The sequence below is a fragment of the Methylobacter sp. genome (assembly GCF_036845245.1).
In the GTDB taxonomy this organism is placed as follows: domain Bacteria; phylum Pseudomonadota; class Gammaproteobacteria; order Methylococcales; family Methylomonadaceae; genus Methylobacter_A.
The window spans coordinates 119,734-138,345 of record NZ_DAIUEH010000001.1 but is presented as its reverse complement, the minus strand read 5'-3'; the positions used below and the strand labels follow the sequence as shown (position 1 = coordinate 138,345).

At 50.8% G+C, this 18,612-nt stretch carries 17 protein-coding genes; 2 read left to right on the top strand and 15 right to left on the bottom strand.

The features are described 5' to 3' along the window. Nucleotides 1–596: 596 nt before the first annotated feature. The 13 genes from V7051_RS00540 to V7051_RS00480 form a co-directional block, all read right to left on the bottom strand. Nucleotides 597–1,619, bottom strand: a complete 1,023-nt coding sequence (locus V7051_RS00540) for a class I fructose-bisphosphate aldolase (protein ID WP_333872928.1) — start codon at nt 1,617–1,619, stop codon at nt 597–599. Beyond that, a complete protein-coding gene (locus V7051_RS00535) occupies nt 1,616–3,985 on the bottom strand; it encodes a phosphoketolase family protein (protein WP_333872927.1) in 2,370 nt (789 codons plus the stop codon). Before V7051_RS00535 ends, V7051_RS00540 begins: the two co-directional genes overlap by 4 nt. 274 nt (nt 3,986–4,259) lie before the next feature. Next, nucleotides 4,260–4,898 (bottom strand): HAD family hydrolase, encoded by a 639-nt coding sequence (locus tag V7051_RS00530; protein WP_333872926.1) that lies wholly within the window; start codon nt 4,896–4,898, stop codon nt 4,260–4,262. 165 nt (nt 4,899–5,063) lie between these two features. Continuing rightward, nucleotides 5,064–7,610, bottom strand: a complete 2,547-nt coding sequence (glgP, locus tag V7051_RS00525) for an alpha-glucan family phosphorylase (protein WP_333872925.1) — start codon at nt 7,608–7,610, stop codon at nt 5,064–5,066. A gap of 401 nt (nt 7,611–8,011) precedes the next feature. Further along, complete coding sequence (locus V7051_RS00520; RefSeq protein WP_333872924.1) at nt 8,012–8,644, bottom strand: DUF502 domain-containing protein; 633 nt, start codon at nt 8,642–8,644, stop codon at nt 8,012–8,014. 207 nt (nt 8,645–8,851) lie between these two features. Further along, on the bottom strand, nt 8,852–9,343 hold the full coding sequence (locus V7051_RS00515; protein ID WP_333872923.1) for a hemerythrin domain-containing protein: 492 nt from the start codon (nt 9,341–9,343) through the stop codon (nt 8,852–8,854). Between the two features lie 154 nt (nt 9,344–9,497). After that, a complete protein-coding gene (locus V7051_RS00510; protein ID WP_333872922.1) occupies nt 9,498–10,502 on the bottom strand; it encodes a hypothetical protein in 1,005 nt (334 codons plus the stop codon). 451 nt (nt 10,503–10,953) lie between these two features. Further along, on the bottom strand, nt 10,954–11,184 hold the full coding sequence (locus tag V7051_RS00505; protein WP_333872921.1) for a DUF883 domain-containing protein: 231 nt from the start codon (nt 11,182–11,184) through the stop codon (nt 10,954–10,956). A 60-nt stretch (nt 11,185–11,244) separates the two neighbouring features. Further along, on the bottom strand, nt 11,245–11,547 hold the full coding sequence (locus tag V7051_RS00500) for a DUF883 family protein (RefSeq protein WP_333872920.1): 303 nt from the start codon (nt 11,545–11,547) through the stop codon (nt 11,245–11,247). Between the two features lie 151 nt (nt 11,548–11,698). Next, the gene (locus tag V7051_RS00495) at nt 11,699–12,220 is read right to left on the bottom strand and encodes a hypothetical protein (protein ID WP_333872919.1); all 522 of its coding nucleotides are present in this window, start codon (nt 12,218–12,220) and stop codon (nt 11,699–11,701) included. A gap of 622 nt (nt 12,221–12,842) precedes the next feature. Further along, nucleotides 12,843–13,325 carry a PRC-barrel domain-containing protein gene (locus tag V7051_RS00490; protein ID WP_333872918.1) on the bottom strand — a complete coding sequence of 161 codons (483 nt, stop codon included), beginning with the start codon at nt 13,323–13,325 and terminating at the stop codon, nt 12,843–12,845. Between the two features lie 381 nt (nt 13,326–13,706). Next, nucleotides 13,707–14,129 (bottom strand): KGG domain-containing protein, encoded by a 423-nt coding sequence (locus V7051_RS00485; RefSeq protein WP_333872917.1) that lies wholly within the window; start codon nt 14,127–14,129, stop codon nt 13,707–13,709. 380 nt (nt 14,130–14,509) lie between these two features. Next, nucleotides 14,510–14,722 (bottom strand): ChaB family protein, encoded by a 213-nt coding sequence (locus tag V7051_RS00480; protein WP_333872916.1) that lies wholly within the window; start codon nt 14,720–14,722, stop codon nt 14,510–14,512. 481 nt (nt 14,723–15,203) lie between these two features. On the opposite strand from V7051_RS00480, the gene V7051_RS00475 reads away from it, so the two are divergent. Further along, nucleotides 15,204–16,073, top strand: coding sequence for an SDR family oxidoreductase (locus tag V7051_RS00475; RefSeq protein ID WP_333872915.1), 870 nt, complete (start codon nt 15,204–15,206; stop codon nt 16,071–16,073). A gap of 52 nt (nt 16,074–16,125) precedes the next feature. After that, nucleotides 16,126–16,716 (top strand): YcbK family protein, encoded by a 591-nt coding sequence (locus tag V7051_RS00470; protein ID WP_333872914.1) that lies wholly within the window; start codon nt 16,126–16,128, stop codon nt 16,714–16,716. A gap of 3 nt (nt 16,717–16,719) precedes the next feature. On the opposite strand, the gene V7051_RS00465 is transcribed toward V7051_RS00470, so the two are convergent. Beyond that, nucleotides 16,720–18,051: a PQQ-dependent sugar dehydrogenase gene (locus V7051_RS00465; protein ID WP_333872913.1), complete on the bottom strand. Its 1,332-nt coding sequence runs from the start codon at nt 18,049–18,051 to the stop codon at nt 16,720–16,722. 24 nt (nt 18,052–18,075) lie between these two features. Further along, entirely contained in the window at nt 18,076–18,477 is a 402-nt protein-coding gene (locus tag V7051_RS00460; protein WP_333872912.1) for a four-helix bundle copper-binding protein, read from the bottom strand. Nucleotides 18,478–18,612: the final 135 nt, after the last annotated feature.

The window sequence follows — 18,612 nt, the reverse complement described above, 5'->3', positions numbered from 1 at the left end:
ACTGAGTTAATGGTCAGGTGCTGTTCCTAAGCCTGACAGGTTGTGACGGATGAGCCAAAAACCTTAACAACACTTTAATTGCAAGACTAAGATCAGTCTGTACGGTAGAACACATACAGCAGAGTTTGTGTACTGTGGGTGCCTTAATTTCTTTGGATGCCGGAGTGCAACCTCACCGCCATTTAACATTATTGTAGGCGCGAATTTACTTGTGCCCTATTGGGTATTCGCGTCCACTTTATTATCAAAAGTGTCGCTACCGCGACGGTTATTTGAATCGGGTTCTCGCACCCGAAAGCGAGTTACTTTCTTTTGCTTCGCCTCGGCAACTGCTCCATGCGTTGCTCTACCTCCTGCATCCGTGCAGTCGAAAAGAAAGTAACCAAAGAAAAGGCGACCCGGTTGCCGCTTGCTTCCTGCGCTCCTCGCTTTTATCGAGGGTCAGCAGAAGGGGCTCCTGCCCCCTCGATAAAAGCTCCGGTGCTCGGCGTGGCAAACGGGAGGAATACGGTCCGTACGTAACATCAGTTCTTAAAACTTTAACAACCTAAAAAATCGAAAATAAAATCGCTGCAAATATATAAACAGCGGCATACTCACGACTGTTCCATCGCAGCATTGTATTCGCCGCGGCGCGCAGCTTTATTGCATTTTGCACGATGATACAAAGCCTGCTGCGCCGCCAGTACATTAGCTTCATCGCCTTGCCATATGTCTAATGCCGGTTGCTGGATCGCGCGGGCGAACGAAAATGACAAGGCCCAAGGCAACCGCGACTTAAGGCTGCCGTTCATCGCATTCAGGCGGGCCGAGGCCAGCTCGGAAGATTGGCCGCCCGATAAAAATGTAATTCCCGGAACGGCAGCGGGGACGGCCCGCAAAAGACAAATTACTGTAGCGTCGGCCACCTCATCCACCGTTTCCTGTTTGGGGCAGGACAATCCCGGAAGCACCATGTTTGGCTTCAGCAACACGCCTTCCAGCATAACCCGTTGCCGGTAAAGCTGGTCGAAAACCGTATGCAGGACTTCTTCAGTGACCTGGAAACATCGTTCCAGCGTATGACCTCCGTCCATCAATACTTCCGGTTCGACCACGGGGACCAGTCCGGCTTCCTGGCAGAGCCCAGCGTAGCGGGCCAGCGCTTGCGCGTTGGCCTCAATGCAACCCCGGCTCGGGATGCTGTCGCCTATGACAATCACTGCGCGCCATTTGGCAAAGCGCGCGCCTAATTGAACATATTCAAGCAAGCGTTCGCGCAATCCGTCCAGGCCTTCGGTTATCTTCTCTTCGGGATGGCCGGCCATGTCTTTTGCCCCGGCGTCGACCTTGATGCCGGGCATGATGCCGCTAGCGGCGATGACCTCAACAAAAGGCGTGCCGTCTTTTTTTTGCTGGTGGATCGTTTCGTCGGACAGAATCGCACCGCTGATGCTTTCATTCAATCCGGGCGTGGTGATGATCAGCTCCCGGTAAGTGCGCCGCATTTCTTCGGTTTGGGGGATTCCGACCTTGGCAAAGCGTTTGTTGCAGGTTGGGGTGCTTTCGTCCATCGCCAGCAGGCCCTTGTCGCTTGCGACCAGCTTCTTGGCAGTGTCTATCAGTTCTTGTGCATTCATTGGGGAGTGCTCCATTTCCAGTTGCGGATTTCCGGCAGGTCTTGGCCGTGCTTGTTGATGTACTGCTTGTGTTCGATCAACTTATCCTTGAGTTGCTGTTTCAGGTAAACACCTTTATCGCCGGTCTGAGGCAGGCGGTCGATGCTGTCCATGACCAAATGAAAGCGGTCCAGATCGTTCAGCACCGTCATGTCGAAAGGCGTGGTGATGGTGCCTTCCTCCTTGTAACCGCGGACATGGATATTGTCGTGGTTGGTGCGGCGGTAAGTCAGCCGGTGGATCAGCCACGGGTAGGCGTGGAACGCGAAAATAACCGGCTTGTCCTTGGTGAACAGATCGTCGAAATCGGTATCGCTCAAGCCGTGCGGATGCTCGGATTGCGGTTGCAGCTTCATCAGGTTGACGACGTTGACAACCCGGATTTTCAGCTCGGGTAACTGTTCGCGCATGATCGAGACCGCGGCCAGGGTTTCCAGCGTCGGCACGTCGCCGCAGCAGGCCATGACCACGTCCGGCGCAAGGTCATGGTCGTTACTCGCCCATTGCCAGATGCCGATGCCCTTGGTGCAATGCTTGACCGCGGCGTCCATGCTCAGCCATTGCGGGGCAGGGTGCTTGCCTGCAATGACCACGTTGACGTAATGACGGCTGCGCAGGCAGTGGTCCATGACCGACAGCAGGCAGTTGGCGTCCGGCGGCAGGTAAACACGGACGATCTCGGCCTTTTTATTGACGACATGATCAATGAAACCGGGATCCTGGTGGGTAAAGCCATTGTGATCCTGACGCCAGACATGCGAAGCCAGTAGGTAATTCAATGAGGCGATTTTATGCCGCCACGGCAGTCGCGCGGTCACTTTCAGCCATTTGGCATGCTGGTTGAACATCGAATCGACAATATGAATAAACGCTTCATAGCAGTTGAATAGTCCATGCCGCCCGGTCAGCAGGTAGCCTTCGAGCCAGCCTTCGCATTGGTGTTCGCTGAGCATTTCCATTACCCGCCCGCTGGGTGCGAGAAATTCATCGTTCGGCACGGTCGAGACATCCCACTGGCGATTGGTGGTTTCAAACAGGGCTTTGAGACCGTTGGAAATGGTTTCGTCAGGGCCGAAAATACGGAAGTTGCGCTGTTCATCGTTCAGCTTGACCACATCTCGCAGAAAATTTCCCAGAACACGGGTATCGCCGGTACCGGCTACTCCCGGCGACGGCACATCGACTGAATAATCCCGAAAATCCGGCAGCCGCAGGTCGCGCAGTAAAATGCCGCCGTTGGCATGCGGATTTGCGCCCATGCGCCGCTCGCCTTTGGGCGCAAGTTCGGCCAGCTCCGGTTTCAGGCGGCCCTGTTCATCGAATAGCTCCTCCGGCCGGTAGCTTTTCAGCCAGTCTTCCAATTGCTTGAGATGCTCGGGATGTTCGGCGGGGTCGGACAGCGGCACTTGGTGCGAACGGAAAGTGCCTTCAACCTGCAAGCCATCGACTAACTTCGGACCGGTCCAGCCTTTCGGCGAGACCAGCACTATCATCGGCCAGCGTGGACGCTCAGGGTTATTATTGACGCGGGCATCCTGCTGGATAAGCCTGATCTGCTCTATCACGGTGTCGAGCGTTGCAGCCATAGCTTGATGCATCGGTTCGGGTTCGTGGCCCTCAACGAAATAAGGCGTCCAGCCGCAACCGCGCAGCAATTGTTCCAACTCCTCACGCTCGATGCGGGCGAGCAGGCTCGGGTTGGCAATTTTGTAACCGTTCAGGTGCAGGATCGGCAGCACCGCGCCATCGGTGACAGGGTCGAGAAATTTGTTCGAATGCCATGAGGTGGCCAGCGGCCCGGTTTCCGCTTCGCCGTCGCCGACCACGCAGGCGACGACCAGGTCGGGGTTGTCGAACACCGCACCGAATGCATGGCTCAGCGAATAGCCCAGCTCGCCGCCTTCGTGGATCGAGCCCGGACATTCCGGCGATGCGTGACTCGGAATGCCTCCCGGAAACGAGAACTGCAAGAACAGTTTTTGCAATCCGGCTTCATCCTGACTGATGTTCGGATAGATTTCGCTATAGCTGCCTTCAAGATATGTATTGCTGACAACGGTCGCGCCGCCGTGTCCGGGGCCAGAGATGTAAATCATGTCGAGGTCGTACTTAACAATGACCCGGTTCAGGTGTGCGTAAATGAAGTTTTGTCCGGGGATCGTACCCCAGTGTCCCAGCAGCAGGTGTTTCACGTCCTCGATTGCCAACGGCCGCTTCAGTAGCGGATTGTCGTAAAGATAAATCTGGCCGACCGACAGGTAATTGGCGGCGCGCCAGTAAGCATCTATTTTCTTCAGCGACTCAGGGTCGAGGGACTGTGTATTCATGGTTTAGTTCCTTATGATTAAGTCCGCGATAATTCAGGAAAAACAGTGAGATTACGAAAAACACTAACAAATTCACCACGAAGGCACGAAGAACACGAAGAAAAAACTTAAACTTCGTGTCGTCGACAATTGCTCCGTGCATTGCTAAACCAGATGGATGTGGCGAAGGCAGAAAATGCAGGAGCAATTTTCTGCCTATCTCCTGCATCCATGCAGTCGTTCGTGCCTTCGTGGTGAATAAAAATTCTTACTGTGGGTAATGGGAAGTTACGCTTCATGGGATGATTTCTTCTCCATTTTCCAAGCCTAACACGGCCAGTTTCGCGCAAGTGGATCGGTAATCCGTATGCAGGATGCTCCGGATTCCCAAGCTTTCCGCGACCTGAACGAATAATTCGGTGTTTTCGATATAGACTATCCGCTCCACCGGCACTTGGGCGATGTCCAGCGCAAGCCGGAAAATATCCTTGTCGGGTTTACGGAGATGGACGTAACAGGAAGAAATGAAAAAATCGACAAATTCGTCCAGCTTGAATTTCCTAATCCTGTAATCGTTTATCTCCCGCGCTTCGTTGCTGACCACGACGATCTTCAGGCCGTACCGGATCTTGAGTTGTGAAACCAACTCGATCATTTCCGGGTAAGGCTGCGATTGCGCGAACATGAAGTCCCTAAACTGGGTCGGCGTAAACGGCCGTTGCTGATGGAACACGACCCGATCCAGGTATTCATCCAGTGTCAGCTTGTCTTCCTCATAAATATTGAGGTTCAGGTAATGCCGCCCTTCCATTTCGCCCGGATCGAGCTTGAAATCCGTCTCTGCCTGTTTACGGATATTGTGATCCCAGCCGTTGCTGAGCAGGACGCCGCCGATATCCACAAACAGGCAGGTAATTGCAGTCGTTTTGTTCATTTTAAAAACACCTATTGATTCACGAACTTTAATCATTCACTTTAGGGGGACAGCGATATTTAGCACACCACTTCGCGGCTCCATGCAGACAACTTGTTGTATTTTTTCGTGCCTTTTGCGGACAGATTGGTTTATCTACATTCATCGGCTATGCCTGGTTAAGAATCATTGTTGCCATAAAATCCGTGCGTCTTCGAGCGGAATCGCCATGCCCTCGCAGCAAGGAATCAAGCGCACCGTATAATCTGTTGCGGGACGCGCCGCAGATACAGCAATGCAGTAAACATAGCCGCCCGATGAGCCGACCAGTTGACGAAGGAGCGTCATTTCCTCGCGCATGGCAGGATTGTTTATGAGGCCTTCCGCATAAACTTCTACCCGTACTGCGTTGGGATCGAGGTTATGGAAATAAACCTGGACTTCAAATAGATGATATTCACCGCGAGTCTCAATTTTTGTTTTGCCGAAGTGCAGGGCGGGCCATTTCTGGTCCAGGCTATGCTGCCAATCGACGATTTGTTTGCCGAGTGCGCCTTTATTGACGGCACGTAAATGGTAAGCGCTAGCGGCCGGAATATAATGCTGCTCGGTATATTCGCGCACCGTGCGGTTGACCGAAAAGCGCGGCGTCAGTTGCGCCATGCTTTCCCTCATTCGTGCTATCCATGCGCTGGGAATGCCGTTTTCGTCCCGGTTATAAAATTCCGGTATCACTTCGTGTTCGAGCAGGTCATAGAGCGCCTCGGCGTCGAATGCGTCCCCTGAGGAATCGTCGCCATAGCACTGACCGTCGCCCAGCGCCCAGCCCAGCTCGGGCTTATAGGCTTCCGCCCACCAGCCGTCCAAGACCGAGAGATTGAGGCCGCCATTGACCAGTACTTTCATGCCGCTGGTGCCGCAGGCTTCCCAAGGCCTCCGGGGTGTGTTTATCCAGACGTCGACTCCTTGCACCAGGCGCTCGGTCAAATACATGTCGTAGTCGCTGAGGAAAATCACTTGCGCCCTGGCTTCGGTACGCCGGATAAAATTCATCCATTCCCTGATCAGGTCTTTTCCCGCCTGGTCGGCCGGATGGGCTTTACCGGCAATGATAAGCTGCACCGGCCTCTGCTCATTGGTTAATAGACGAATCAGCCGCTCAGGGTCGTGCAGCAGCAGATTCGGCCGCTTGTAGCTTGCAAAACGCCTTGCAAAACCCAATGTCAACGCGTTCGGATCAAGCAGATGTTTCGCGGTTTCAATCGCTTCGAGCGGTTCGCCTAAGACGGCCAGTTGTCTTGATAATCGCTCGCAAGCGTATTCGATAAGCGACTTGCTGGCGGCCGTGCGAAATTGCCAGATTCTGGCGTCCGGGACGCGGCGAATATCCTGATCCAGGTTTTCCATGGTTCCGAGCCAACGATCTTTTCCTGAAACCTCCGTCCATAAATCGTCGGCCGCTGCCGAGTCCCAAGTCGGCATATGGACGCCATTGGTGATATGCCCGACCGGTACTTCGGCCAACGGCCAATGAGGAAAAAGAGGGGAAAAGAGTTGTCGGCTAACTTCTCCATGCAAACGGCTGACGCCATTGACGGCGCCGCTACCGCGGATTGCCAGATAAGCCATGTTAAAGTTTTCCTCCGGATCGTTCGGGTCAAGGCGGCCCAAAGCCAGAAAATCCTGGATTGTTATGCCCAGCCTATGCTCGGCATAGCGGCAGAGATATTGATTAATCAGGCTCGGAGAGAAGCGGTCAAACCCTGCCTCTACTGCGGTATGAGTCGTGAACAGATTTCCCGCACGCGTGGCAGCCAGGGCGGCATCAAAAGGCTGTCCTGTTTTTTCCATGAAATTGCGTGCGCGTTCCAATACCGCAAAGGCCGCATGCCCTTCATTCAGATGGCAGACTTCCGGTTCAATGCCAAGCTTGTTCAGCAAACGCCAGCCGCCGATGCCCAGCAGCATTTCCTGCTTAAGGCGCAGTTCAGGTCCGCCGCCATACAGCTCGCTGGTGATGCCCCGGTCAGCAGGGAAGTTCGCCGGATCATTGCTGTCCAGTAAGTAAAGCTTCAATTTGCCGACCCGAACCTGCCAGATGCGCAGCCAGATCGAATAGCGGGGTAAGGGAATTTCAAGGCGTAACCACTCGCCGTTATCTTGACGCACCGGCGTAATCGGCAATTGTCCGGGGTCGTTATACGGGAACAGGGCTTGTTGGACGCCATCCTTGTCAATGACCTGGCGAAAATAGCCTTGTTGGTAGAGCAGCCCGACAGCGACTACCGGCACGCCCAGATCGCTTGCTGCCTTGAGCTGATCGCCCGCGACATTGCCAAGCCCGCCCGAGTAGATGGGCAAGGCTTCGCTGAGCATGAATTCCATACTGAAATAAGCGACGCAGCTCAGGGGGCTCTGCGGATGGTTCTGCTGGAACCAGGCGGGCGCTTCGGCGACCTGGGATTTGGTCTGCAATAAATCCTCAACGTCTTTGCGAAAAGCGGGATCGGCTAACACATGCTCGATCCGGTCGCGCGAGGCTGTTTGCAAGACAACCCAAGGGTTACGGGTGATTTCCCATAGTTCAGGGTCAAGCCGTCGCCAGATTTCGTCGGTCGCGTGATTCCATGACCAGTGGATATTCAGCGCAAGTTCGGCCAATGCATCGAACCCTTCGATTTGAGCAGGTAGAAGGCTGTAAATAGGACTACAAACGCGTGTTTTTTTGCTCATGGTTGCTCCGTTCGTCACGAAAACACTCTAGCCGCTAGACCTGCCGCAGTCGGTACGGTAGAGCACATACCGCAGAAAGCGGTAACAAAAGAATACTGTCTGTGATTAGGAGAAGTTACATTTCGGCTATCCGTTCAAGCCGGAGAGCAGGCTTTGGTCTGTCGCAAGCAGGGACTTCACTGCCAGCTAAAACAAACTGTCAGTCGAGTAGGGGGCGCCGCGCACACCAAAAGGGATAGGAGGATTTGTCAGGCATCCGAAAAGGCGCGCACGGCAAGCTCTACGACTATAAGAACCTTGTTCAATTTTACCCATATAAAAAGCATTGCTTTTATTGGCTGAAAAGCAGGAGCGGAACGATCCAATAATAAAACTTCGTCCTGAAGTTGTTAATCGAACGCTTACATTTTTTCATCATTAACAGTGCCTACAATGCCGGCTGTTGCGATAAACCTTAGCGCATCTTCTACAGATATATCTATTTCCACTACATTTTCCCGAGACATGATGACCGTGTATCCGCCTAGCTGATAACTGAATGGCATAAATACCGCAATCTGATCTTCGGCAATAAAACTATGCGAAGTCTCTTCATAATCCGAGACAGTAATAAAACCTATCTGCTGGCTATTCCCGGGAGCTGTCTTGACTAAAACGACTTGTTTAAATTGGCCTTTCTTTTCGTTGGAAAACAGAGAACTGAAATCGCGGATTGCTGTGTAGATGCTTTTAACAAAGGGGATCTGGATTACAAGTTCTTCAAAGCGTTGGAACAGCTTGCGAAAAGTTTGAGACTCAAGAAAGCCTCCGAAAAAAAACACCACAACAAGGCCTAATACAAACCCCATGCCTTTTATATACCAACTTTCGGGAAAGAAAAATGTGAATATCTTTCCCAACGCCAATTCTGCTGTACTGGCCAGCCAGAACAGCAAGTAAACGGTGAGGGTAATTGGGATAATAGCGATTAAACCTTTAAAGAAGGTTCTACTGATCGGCCTCATTTTTAATTGCCAATTATTGAAATCTGACATTCCGTACCCCCTACTATAATGAAAATTTATATTTAAAAAATTCTTTGTTGCCGCTGTTCCCTATGGGATACAGGTGGAACGGGGTTTGCAGCCCCGTTCCAAATGTTTTGCGATAGCTGAGCGGTAAATTGGCTTGCATTGGCAGCGGTCGTGCTTTTTTTATTGATGTTGTCTTTCAGGTGTTGACCTTGGCGATCGCCCCGATGGTTAACCCGCTGAGCGTGCGGCGAGCAGTTCCTCTTTACGCTCTGAGAGCATGGCGCCAAGCTTGATCATATCCAGGTCGGTAGACTTCGCTTTTGGGAAAATCTCATTCTGCTCTTCTTTGACATGGTGCTTCACATACTCGCTCATCACTTTGATCGTGGCGTCAAACATCTCGCCATCGGGTTCCGCTCCCTCGACCTGAGCAATCAGTGATTTCAGCGTTGCATGCTCGACTTGGGCTTCAGGAATTAATTCTTTATCTTTCAACGCCTTTTTGACTGCCGGATAAAAAATCTCCTCTTCAATCTGGGCATGCACAGTCAATTCATTGCAGATTTGTGCGACGATCTTCTTTTTTTTGGCGGCCGAATGCGTTTCCTCATATTCGGCAAACAGGTCTCTGACCAGCTTGTGGTCGCTTTTCAATAATACTGTTGCATCCTGAGCTTTGGATGAAGCGGACTTTTTTTTCTGATTCATTGCAGTTGTCATGATGTCTTCTCCATTTCAAGCATGGTGAGGATTGAATACATTTAGTGCCAAAATATCGCGAGCAAAATAATGATGGGAATGGGAACTCCCAGTAGATATAAAAGTATTGAGCGCATTGCTTGTCTCCTGTTGAGTTGTTGTTAGTGTCATTGCATCACGCTAAATCGCGCTGCTGTCCGCCGTAAGTAGCCGCATAGCTGGCTGCGAAGGCGCCGATAAGCAGTGAGATGAAGAACCACAATGAGGCATAGACGGAAGTCTTACGTGCTGTGTCGACCGCTTGTTTGGCTGCGGTTTCCGCTTCACCCAGCTTGGCCTGAACACGGGCATAGGTATCAACCACTCGTTTCTCAGCTTCCTGCTGTGGCAGGCCGGTGTGTTGCGCAACAACCTGGCCGGCATAGCGGATGTCTTCCGGAGGCAATGGTCCGGTGCGCACGGTATTCATGAAGATGCGGGTGATTTCCGATTCGGAGTCAGCCGTGTTTTGCACAGGGTTTTCCTGCATAGCACCGCTTTCGCCGAGAGTCGAACCGGCGGCTGGAACCGCATTGATGTCTCTTCGGAACAAAGAATCCATGAAGTATTTTGTAGCTTCATTGTTGTTGCCGGATTTCGCCATCTCGGCTCCGGCCGCAGCTGCACTGCCCGCGGTGGCCGCAACGGCTGTGCCTCCGGCTTGAATTCCACCGCTTACAATCGACCCGATGATCGAAGAGAGTAGGGCGGCGGTAATAAGCGCCGAGATAGCCCAGGCCAGGAAACCGTGTGCGGTATCGCGGAAGTAAACTTCGTCGGCATTTGCCATAGCCCACTTTGTTCTTAGTCTACCGGCAAGATATCCGCCCAGCCCTGAGGCAATCAGTTGGGTAAAGGTCAGCCACAAGATGGTCGATACTCCGAAAGTTGTTGCAGAGATACCGCTCGAGGCCCACGGCGACACCGAAGACAGGCCCAAGCCCGTTCCCAGCATTGTAAGGATCAGGGCCATTGCAGCCGCTGCGGTGGCTCCGGCCAGGATAGAACCCCACGATACTGCACTGGCTTGGACAGGTAGAGATCCCGGCTGAATACCTGGCGAAGCGCCTCTGCGTCCGAATTCGTCAGAGGCGCGTCTGGGGCCTAGCTCGTCGGTAGCTGAAATATTAGGAACGTTCATAATTTTAAGTCTCCTTAGGGTTTAAGTCAGGAAAATTATGGTACGGAGTACCTTTACGCATCTGTACGATATCGCACATAGAGGCGAATAAATTGTTGAGTTAGCCGTGTTCAGCTTGTAGCCGTTCGCATCACATCTGTATCCGTAGAGTCCGGAGCAAAATAGATGATTAGCAGGCTGCGGAAGTTGCAGCTCGTTTTAAGTGCTTAAGGGGTTAATGATCGCTCAACAGGCTTCAGCATAAAATCGGCTGTTAACGAGATAGCCGGCGCTGCGATAGGATGAGAGTCTGACGAAACCTTTATCACCAAACGCTTTTGCTGCCAGGGCGGTTGAATTGGCGACGGTGCCGGCAGTCAGTCGGGCGTAATCAGATGTTGTCGAATCGTTGGCTCTTTATTTGAACCGCACGTCATTTACGACGTACGGGTTCAAAATAATATCTGACGGTCTAGCGATGGCCCATCAGGCCGCGCAGCACAAAGCCGACCGCTACCGCGATACCCAGGGATTTCATAGGATGTTCGCTGGTATATTTGCAGCACTGTTTCACCAATTTTTGTTCGGCATTTAGCAGTTGCTCTCCTTTTTCGCCAAGCGCTTTCGCGGCTTGATTGGTCGCATCGGCGATCTTGTCTCCGGCTTCATGTGCATAATCGGATGCTTTGTCTATAGTACTCATAATCGTTTCCTCTTGAATTTGAGCCGCATGTGTCATTAACAGCATGCGGGCGGATAATATTTAATGCTCGTTTTGGCAACTACCCATCAGACGGCTCAGTAAAAATCCGGCCGCCACGGCGATGCCTACGGACTTTATAGGGCATTCACGGATATATTCCCGGTAATGTTCTATCATTTCCTGTTCAGCCGTTCTCAGCTGTTCTCCTTTTTCGCCAATCACTTCCGCAGCCTGGTAGCTCATACCGGCAATCTTGTCGACAGCTCCGTGTGCATAACCGGATGCTTTGTCTATGGTCTCCTTAATGTTTTCTTCCACATCTCCGGGTTCGTTAATCTTTTCTTCTGGGTTTGATTTTTCCATAATGATTTCCTCTGGTTAAGCTATATGCCATTTATCGCATTGGTTAGGGTTTATGATGATTGATAGTTGGTCTCGCATTGGCTCGGATTGAGTTTAAATACAAATCCACGCCGGTTAATAATCAGCTGTATTTACAAAGCGCTGAGTACCGTTAAGCGTTGACGCTGCTCTCGCTGGTTGAAGAAATATCTTCCGCTTGAGCCTGCTCAAAAATGTCTTTTGCTTTTGAAAGCTCTTCGGAGCTTTCCGCGTGCACGGAAATTAAAGCACTTCCTCCCCTGATTTTTCCTTCATAGCGCTTGGCCTCATACTCAGGAATACCCAGTCCGACCAAGCCACCGATTAAACTACCGGTAGCGGCGCCCACTGCCGCACCGCTCAAGGCGCCCACGATCGGCCCGGCGGCAATGAATGCCCCGACTCCGGGAATAGCCAAGCTGCCAATACCCGCCAACCATCCCAGTACCGCACCTACGCTGATACCTGTGGTTCCCCCGATAGCAGCGCCTTCGGGCATCTTGGTATGCTTTTCATGGGCGAAGTCCTGGGTACTGGTTTTGTCCGGCAACAGTACGGAAATATCATTATTCGAAAAGCCGGAGTTCCTTAATTCGCTGACAATATGCTCTGTCTGTTCGATACTTTGGGTAATACAAAAAGCAGATTTTTTCATGGCAACTCTCCAGTTTAGGATGACGATTTATTGTTTGCTCCGGTACTCTTGCGTTCAACTATTACTAATAGCTATAGGTTTACTATTTACTGCGGAATTAACGGAAACGGATAACAACGTTGTTTAGCAATCTGAGTATGAGGTTACCGGTAAAATCAAGCTCAGTCGGTACGGTTGCGCACATTGGCCGATAAAAACTCCGGTAGTCAAAATGATGCGGGTCTGTGGTGCTAAGCCGTCCCATTTACTTTGATTCAGGTGCGCAAGGTTTTTTAAAGATGATAAATAAGCATTGATTCGATGCGACTGTGGAAAGCTTGATACTATCGCTTTAGGGGATTGTTCGCCGCAGTCCGGCACGAATGTTACGCGGGGAAAGGGTTTAATCTTAAAAAAAACCTTTTTGTGCCCGGTAATGGGCATTTTTCTGTCCGGTATCGGGCACAAAAAGCGCGACTATTAGGCTTCCTGCCATTTAGCGTCAACTTGTTCACTTGACCACAAGGTAGGGAACACACTACATCTTCATCGTTGCAAATATTCTTACAGGCCAATGCGACAAGCGGGAACGACCAGTCTTGTCGTTATCACTGCTTATTGGACATGCTCCGGATCATTGGTTTTAGTGGGTCTGGGACTGATGGGACTGCCGCTCCATGGGGGTCTGCCGCTCGTTCATGGATTCGATGCTTTGCTGTTCCGTTGGCGGTTGAGTTTCATAGTAAGAACTGATTTGATCCCGCCAAGACTGGTCGGCCATATCGGGCCAATGGTCTTTATCGAATCCCGGCGCATTCTCGAGATGCTCTTTGGCTACGTTGAGCACGAAGCGTTTGTTCTCCGGGTCGAGTTTCAATGCGTCCCAAGGTACCGCAAACAGCCTTTCTCCCATTCCGAGAAAGCCGCCGAAGGACAACACCGCATAAGATACTTGACCGCTAGTCATATCCAACATAATTTCTTTGATGCTACCCAAATCTTCGTTATTTTGATTATAGACATCGTTTCCAAGAAGGGTGTCGGCTCCCATCAGGCGGGGGCCGGGTCCTTCGCCGCCGTCCTGGCCTTTGTAAATACCATAAGTATCACGTTCTTCAAAGTTCATGTTTATCTCCTGTCAAAGATGATTAGGAGGGCTTTTTACGATCATTTTTACGGTCGCCGAAGCCCCGTTACCTGAGCATGAATGAGGGATTTTTCATTCATAAAAAATAATACCCGCTAAACTGAATACAGTCGGTACGGTAAAGCACATAGATTCAGGCAATGTTCTTAAAAAACGCTGAATCCGTGCCGGTGAATGGGCTTGAGTAACAATCGTCGGTCATGTGCAAGTCTTACAAAATATATCGTTGTATTTGAGCGTCTTGCAGCCCATCTTTTGCCGGCGTTTAACTTTGTCGGAATACCCCGACCCCTACGTAAGCGCAGGGGTCGACGCACTCATCATAAGCTAAGGGCTTATGAGCGTTTTTCGCCCTCTTCCTTACCGGTGCCTGGACTCTCCTGAGCTACTGTCTTTTCTTTTACGGCTTTGTCCGGTTTCTCCTGATGCGCTTTTTCCATGTGAAGCCTGACCACCTTTACGGCCTGCTTCCCTGGCTTCTTCTGAAGTAAACTCATGAGCGGTGCCTTTTTCATGAGCAGCCTGACCACCTTTTTGACCGGCTTCTCTGGCTTCTGCCGGAGTAAATTCGTGTGCCGTGCCTTTTTGGTGAGCGGCTTGACCGCCTTTATGGCCTGCTTCCCTGGCTTCTTCCGGAGTAAATTCGTGAGCAGTACCTTTTTCATGAGCGGCACGCCCGCCTTTACTTGCAATTTCTCTTTGTTTGGCTTCGTCCATTGAAGCAAAGCCACGATTTTGGGTGGAACTTTTTTCACTGGTATGGGACTGTTTATGTTGATCCATGATCTTCACCTCAAACATATCACTTAAACTAAATGAGTACCTTCTGTAGTTAGATCAAAAGGCATTTCTTCTTTTATATTTAAAGAAGTGCGTCAAGAATATTCCAAAACAGCATCTTGTTTCTGTACGCAAGCGTACTGAAACAGCATTAAAAATTTTTAAATTCTAAATAATCAGTATTTTATGTGTTGTTCAGGCTCTTTATATATAGCAAATATTTCTAATTTTAGCGGGTGACAGGGGCTGATTATAAAAGCCTGCTAAAGGCGGTTAAGGTTTTTTACGATCAAAACAGCAACTATTTACTTTTCAATCGGGCATACCCTGCTGCTACCGATGAAAGTTCTTCGGTTTGAAAACTGACTTGAAGCCGGCTCGTCTCAGGCTTTATCTATTGCTTTCCATTGTCCGCCGGCTTCATCCTTTTCGTATTTCTTTTTGACGGCACCCCAGGCGACACGGTGCGCCCGCTCTTCGTCGTGGGCGTATTCTTTCCAGGCATTGTTATAGGCGGCCTGGTAAATTTCCTGGGCATGTTTGGGCAAATGGTCCCGCACACTTGAGGGTAAGTCGTTTAAATTTCTATAAGGCATGGTTTACCTCCGGCCGGATGGCTGTCATATGTTGCCTCGGCAGGGCGAGATGCCAAGGTTATTGTTAATAAGCTGATCGATTTTGCTTATTCTGTTCTTCTAATAATTTTGAATTATTACCTTGAAATCACTTTAGGCTAAAAAGCCGCCTTAATCAGTGCGGCTGCACACATATAGACAAGCGGGGATTGTTGAGCGCTTTCTTCGGGATGAAGTGGTTCCGGAAGCGTCTGTCATGGAATATGAAAAACCGCCGTTTCCGTTACCTCGGAAAGTTTCTTTTTAAGTACGTTGTCGCACAGAGAAATTTATTCTAAACCAATATTTTATCAAAAAATCGAGAGCGGTATTTTTGCTGAAACAGCTGTGTCACAGGCGGCCGAACTTGATTCATACTAAATTGCAGCAAGGTTGTACTAAAGCCCTAGCATTTTTATATCAACGAAAACTTCCCGTGAAATAAATTTTCCAAGGAGACGTCATGGCCGATATACAGCACCCTCACCCCCCTTATCCGCCTCAACATCAGGAGCGTCAGCCGGGACTGGAAAAAGACATGAAGCCCCTGCCTCAATCTCATGATCCTCACTATCGGGGAAGCGGAAAGCTTAAAGGTAAAGTGGCCTTAATTACCGGCGGAGATTCCGGTATTGGCCGGGCCATTGCAGTGTCTTTTGCAAAAGAAGGCGCCGATTCGGCTGTTATCTATCTCAATGAGCATGAAGATGCTGAAGAGACTAAGCGCTTAGTCAGCGAGTACGGCCAAAAGTGTCTGCTTATTGCCGGGGATATTGGTCAAGAACGCTTTTGCCGGCAAGCGGTCGAGCAAACCGTCAATGAATTGGGCCGGCTGGATAGCCTGATTAATAATGCGGCCGAACAGCATCCCCAGGAAAGTATTGAAGATATAACCCCGGAGCAGCTTGAAAAGACTTTTCGTACCAATATTTTTTCGATGTTCTATTTAACCAAGGCGGCGCTTAAACACCTTCAGCCCGGAAGTACCATCATCAATACGACCTCGGTGACTACTTATAAAGGCAGTCCCAAGTTGCTCGATTACTCGGCTACCAAGGGCGCTATTGTCGGTTTTACCCGGTCTTTGTCTCTTGCCTTGGCCGAACAAAAAATCAGGGTTAATGGCGTTGCTCCCGGCCCTATTTGGACGCCGCTTATTCCGTCGACATTTCCGTCCGAGCGCGTGGAATCTTTTGGCAAGGACGTGCCGATGGGCCGAGCCGGTCAGCCGGAAGAAGTCGCCAACTGCTTTGTGTTTTTAGCGTCGGACGATGCGTCATATATGTCCGGACAAATCCTTCATCCGAATGGAGGAACGGTAGTGAATGGTTAGTTGATGTGACTGATTATTTAACAGAGTTATAGCGTTATATAAAGGTAAAAACATGAATAAATATCTATCGAAAAGCCCGGAACTTGATGCAGTTGGTTTTCAAGCATCAAGACGCAGTTTTCTGAAGATGACGGCAGGCGGTTCCTTGTTGGCGCTGAGTGGGGCAGCTGTTGCAAATGCGCCAGTCAAAATACCCACTTCGCGTAAAACGCTTGCCTTAGAGCATATCTATACCGGGGATAAGCTAAAGTTAACCTATTTTCAACAGGGCCGTTATATTGAAGATGCGCTGCAAGAAATCAGTTACCTGCTGCGCGATTATCATACCAACGATATTCATCCTATTGATCCGGCTTTGCTGGATCAGTTGCATGACCTGAAACTGATGCTTGGAATCAATCAACCTTTCTATTTTTCTTCAGCTTATCGATCACCACACACCAATACCAGTTTACGTAAGAAGTGCCGATGCGCCGCAAGACACAGTTTGCATATGCAAGGCCGGGCTATCGACTTTCAAGTGGATGGACTGGCGGCGCGCAAGATCAGAAACGCCGCATTGTTTATGAACCGTGGCGGGGTCGGTTATTATAAACGCTCTGATTATATACACCTGGACACAGGCGATTTCAGGTACTGGTAGTCATTAGTTAGGGGCTGAAACCGTAGTCGACGCAGTCACGCGCCAGATGCTGTTGCCTACATCATCGGCAACCAGCAGTCCCGACTTTTTGTCGATGGCGACACCTACAGGCCGCCCTAACGCATTGCCGTCGGGGCTAACAAAGCCGGTCAGCACATCAACCGGATCACCGAAAGGCATGCCTTCTTTGAAAGGAACAAAAATTACCTTGTAGCCGCTGCGCGGATCACGGTTCCAGGAACCATGCTGACCGATGAAAGCGCCGTTATTGAACGGTGCCGGCCAAGCGCTGGTTTTGGAAAAAACCAAACCCAGAGAAGCGGTATGCGAGCCGGTGGCATAATCCGGCACCCTGGCCGTGGCGACCAAGTCGGGCCGCTGAGGCTGCACACGATCGTCCAAATGTTGACCATAGTAACTGTAGGGCCAGCCGAAGAAACTGCCGTCGGGCACCGAGGTCAGGTAATCGGGAACCAGATCACTGCCAAGCTCGTCCCGTTCATTGACGACCGTCCAAAGCGCCCCGCTATCCGGTTCCCAGGCCAGTCCGTTCGGATTTCGAAGGCCACCGGCATAAATGCGGTGATTGCCTGTTTTTATATCCACTTCCCAGATAGCGGCACGACCTTGCTCTTTATCGATGCCGTTCTCGGCTACATTACTGTTTGATCCCACTGTTACATAAAGTCGCGCCCCGTCCGGGCCGGCAAGAATATTCTTGGTCCAATGATGATTGATCGGTCCGGCAGGCAAGTCGACCACTTTAGTCCCAGGCTGAGCGATCCGAATGTCGCCTTCGCTATAAGGAAATTTCATCACAGCATCCGAGTTGGCGACATAGAAATCATTGCCTACCAGGGCCATCCCGAACGGCGAGTGTAGACCTTCTAAGAATACCGAGCGCATTTCCGCTACGCCGTCGTTATTGGTATCACGCAGTAAAGTGATGCGATTAGCGCTGGGTACCCCGGCGCCCGCATCACTCATGATCTGTTTGCGGAACCAGCCTTGAATGCCGTTGCTATCCTCGGGCTTCGGCGGTGCATTAGTTTCGGCGACCAATACGTCGCCGTTAGGCAGCACATAAAGCCACCGGGGATGGTCGAGCCCGGTGGCAAAAGCCGTTACAGTCATCCCTGATGCCGCGGTCGGTTTCCCATGCGCAGGCCAGCCCACTGCGGGGGCAATGTTTACGGTGGGAAATAATGTCTGGTTGGGCGGCGGCAGTTGCGGGTGCGGGCCAATGCCCGCGGCTACCGGCAACTGCGCCACGTCACCACATGCTGTTAAAATTATTGATACCGCCGCGAGCAATAATGAACATCTGGGTTTCATGAGCATCGAATCCATTTTTTTCTATTAGTGTTGAGCACTCGCACTTGCCATTTGCCGGCAACTTTCAGCGCATCTTTCACAGGCTTCGACGCATTCATCCATCCCGCCGATCCTTTTGCAATCTACAGCGCAGGCTTCGCAGACTTCGGCGCAAACTGCGCAAAGACGATTAGAAAATGAAGAGCCGCTGAGCTGGAAATTGGCCGATGTCTGGCATATTTCGGCGCAGCTCATCATCAGCCGGAAATGTTCCGGTTCAACGTGCTTTCCGCCGGTCTGGAGGCAGTGGTTCATAGCGGTTTGCAGACAGACCTGATAGCAATTGGTACAGGCTTCTATGCAACTTTTCATGGAACCCATTGATTGTTCACGATGCTTCGCATGTTCAGGACGCATGGATTGTTCGGAGTGAGTTTGCTGAGTCATATTATTCTCCTGAGCTAAAGGACGAACATGACCAAGGATGAATCAATTATCCCGGCCAAGTACCAAGCTTCGAGCGAGGCATGAACCTCGTCAAAACTATGCTAAGACTTTAGCCGTAAATCAGGCCGCAGTCGG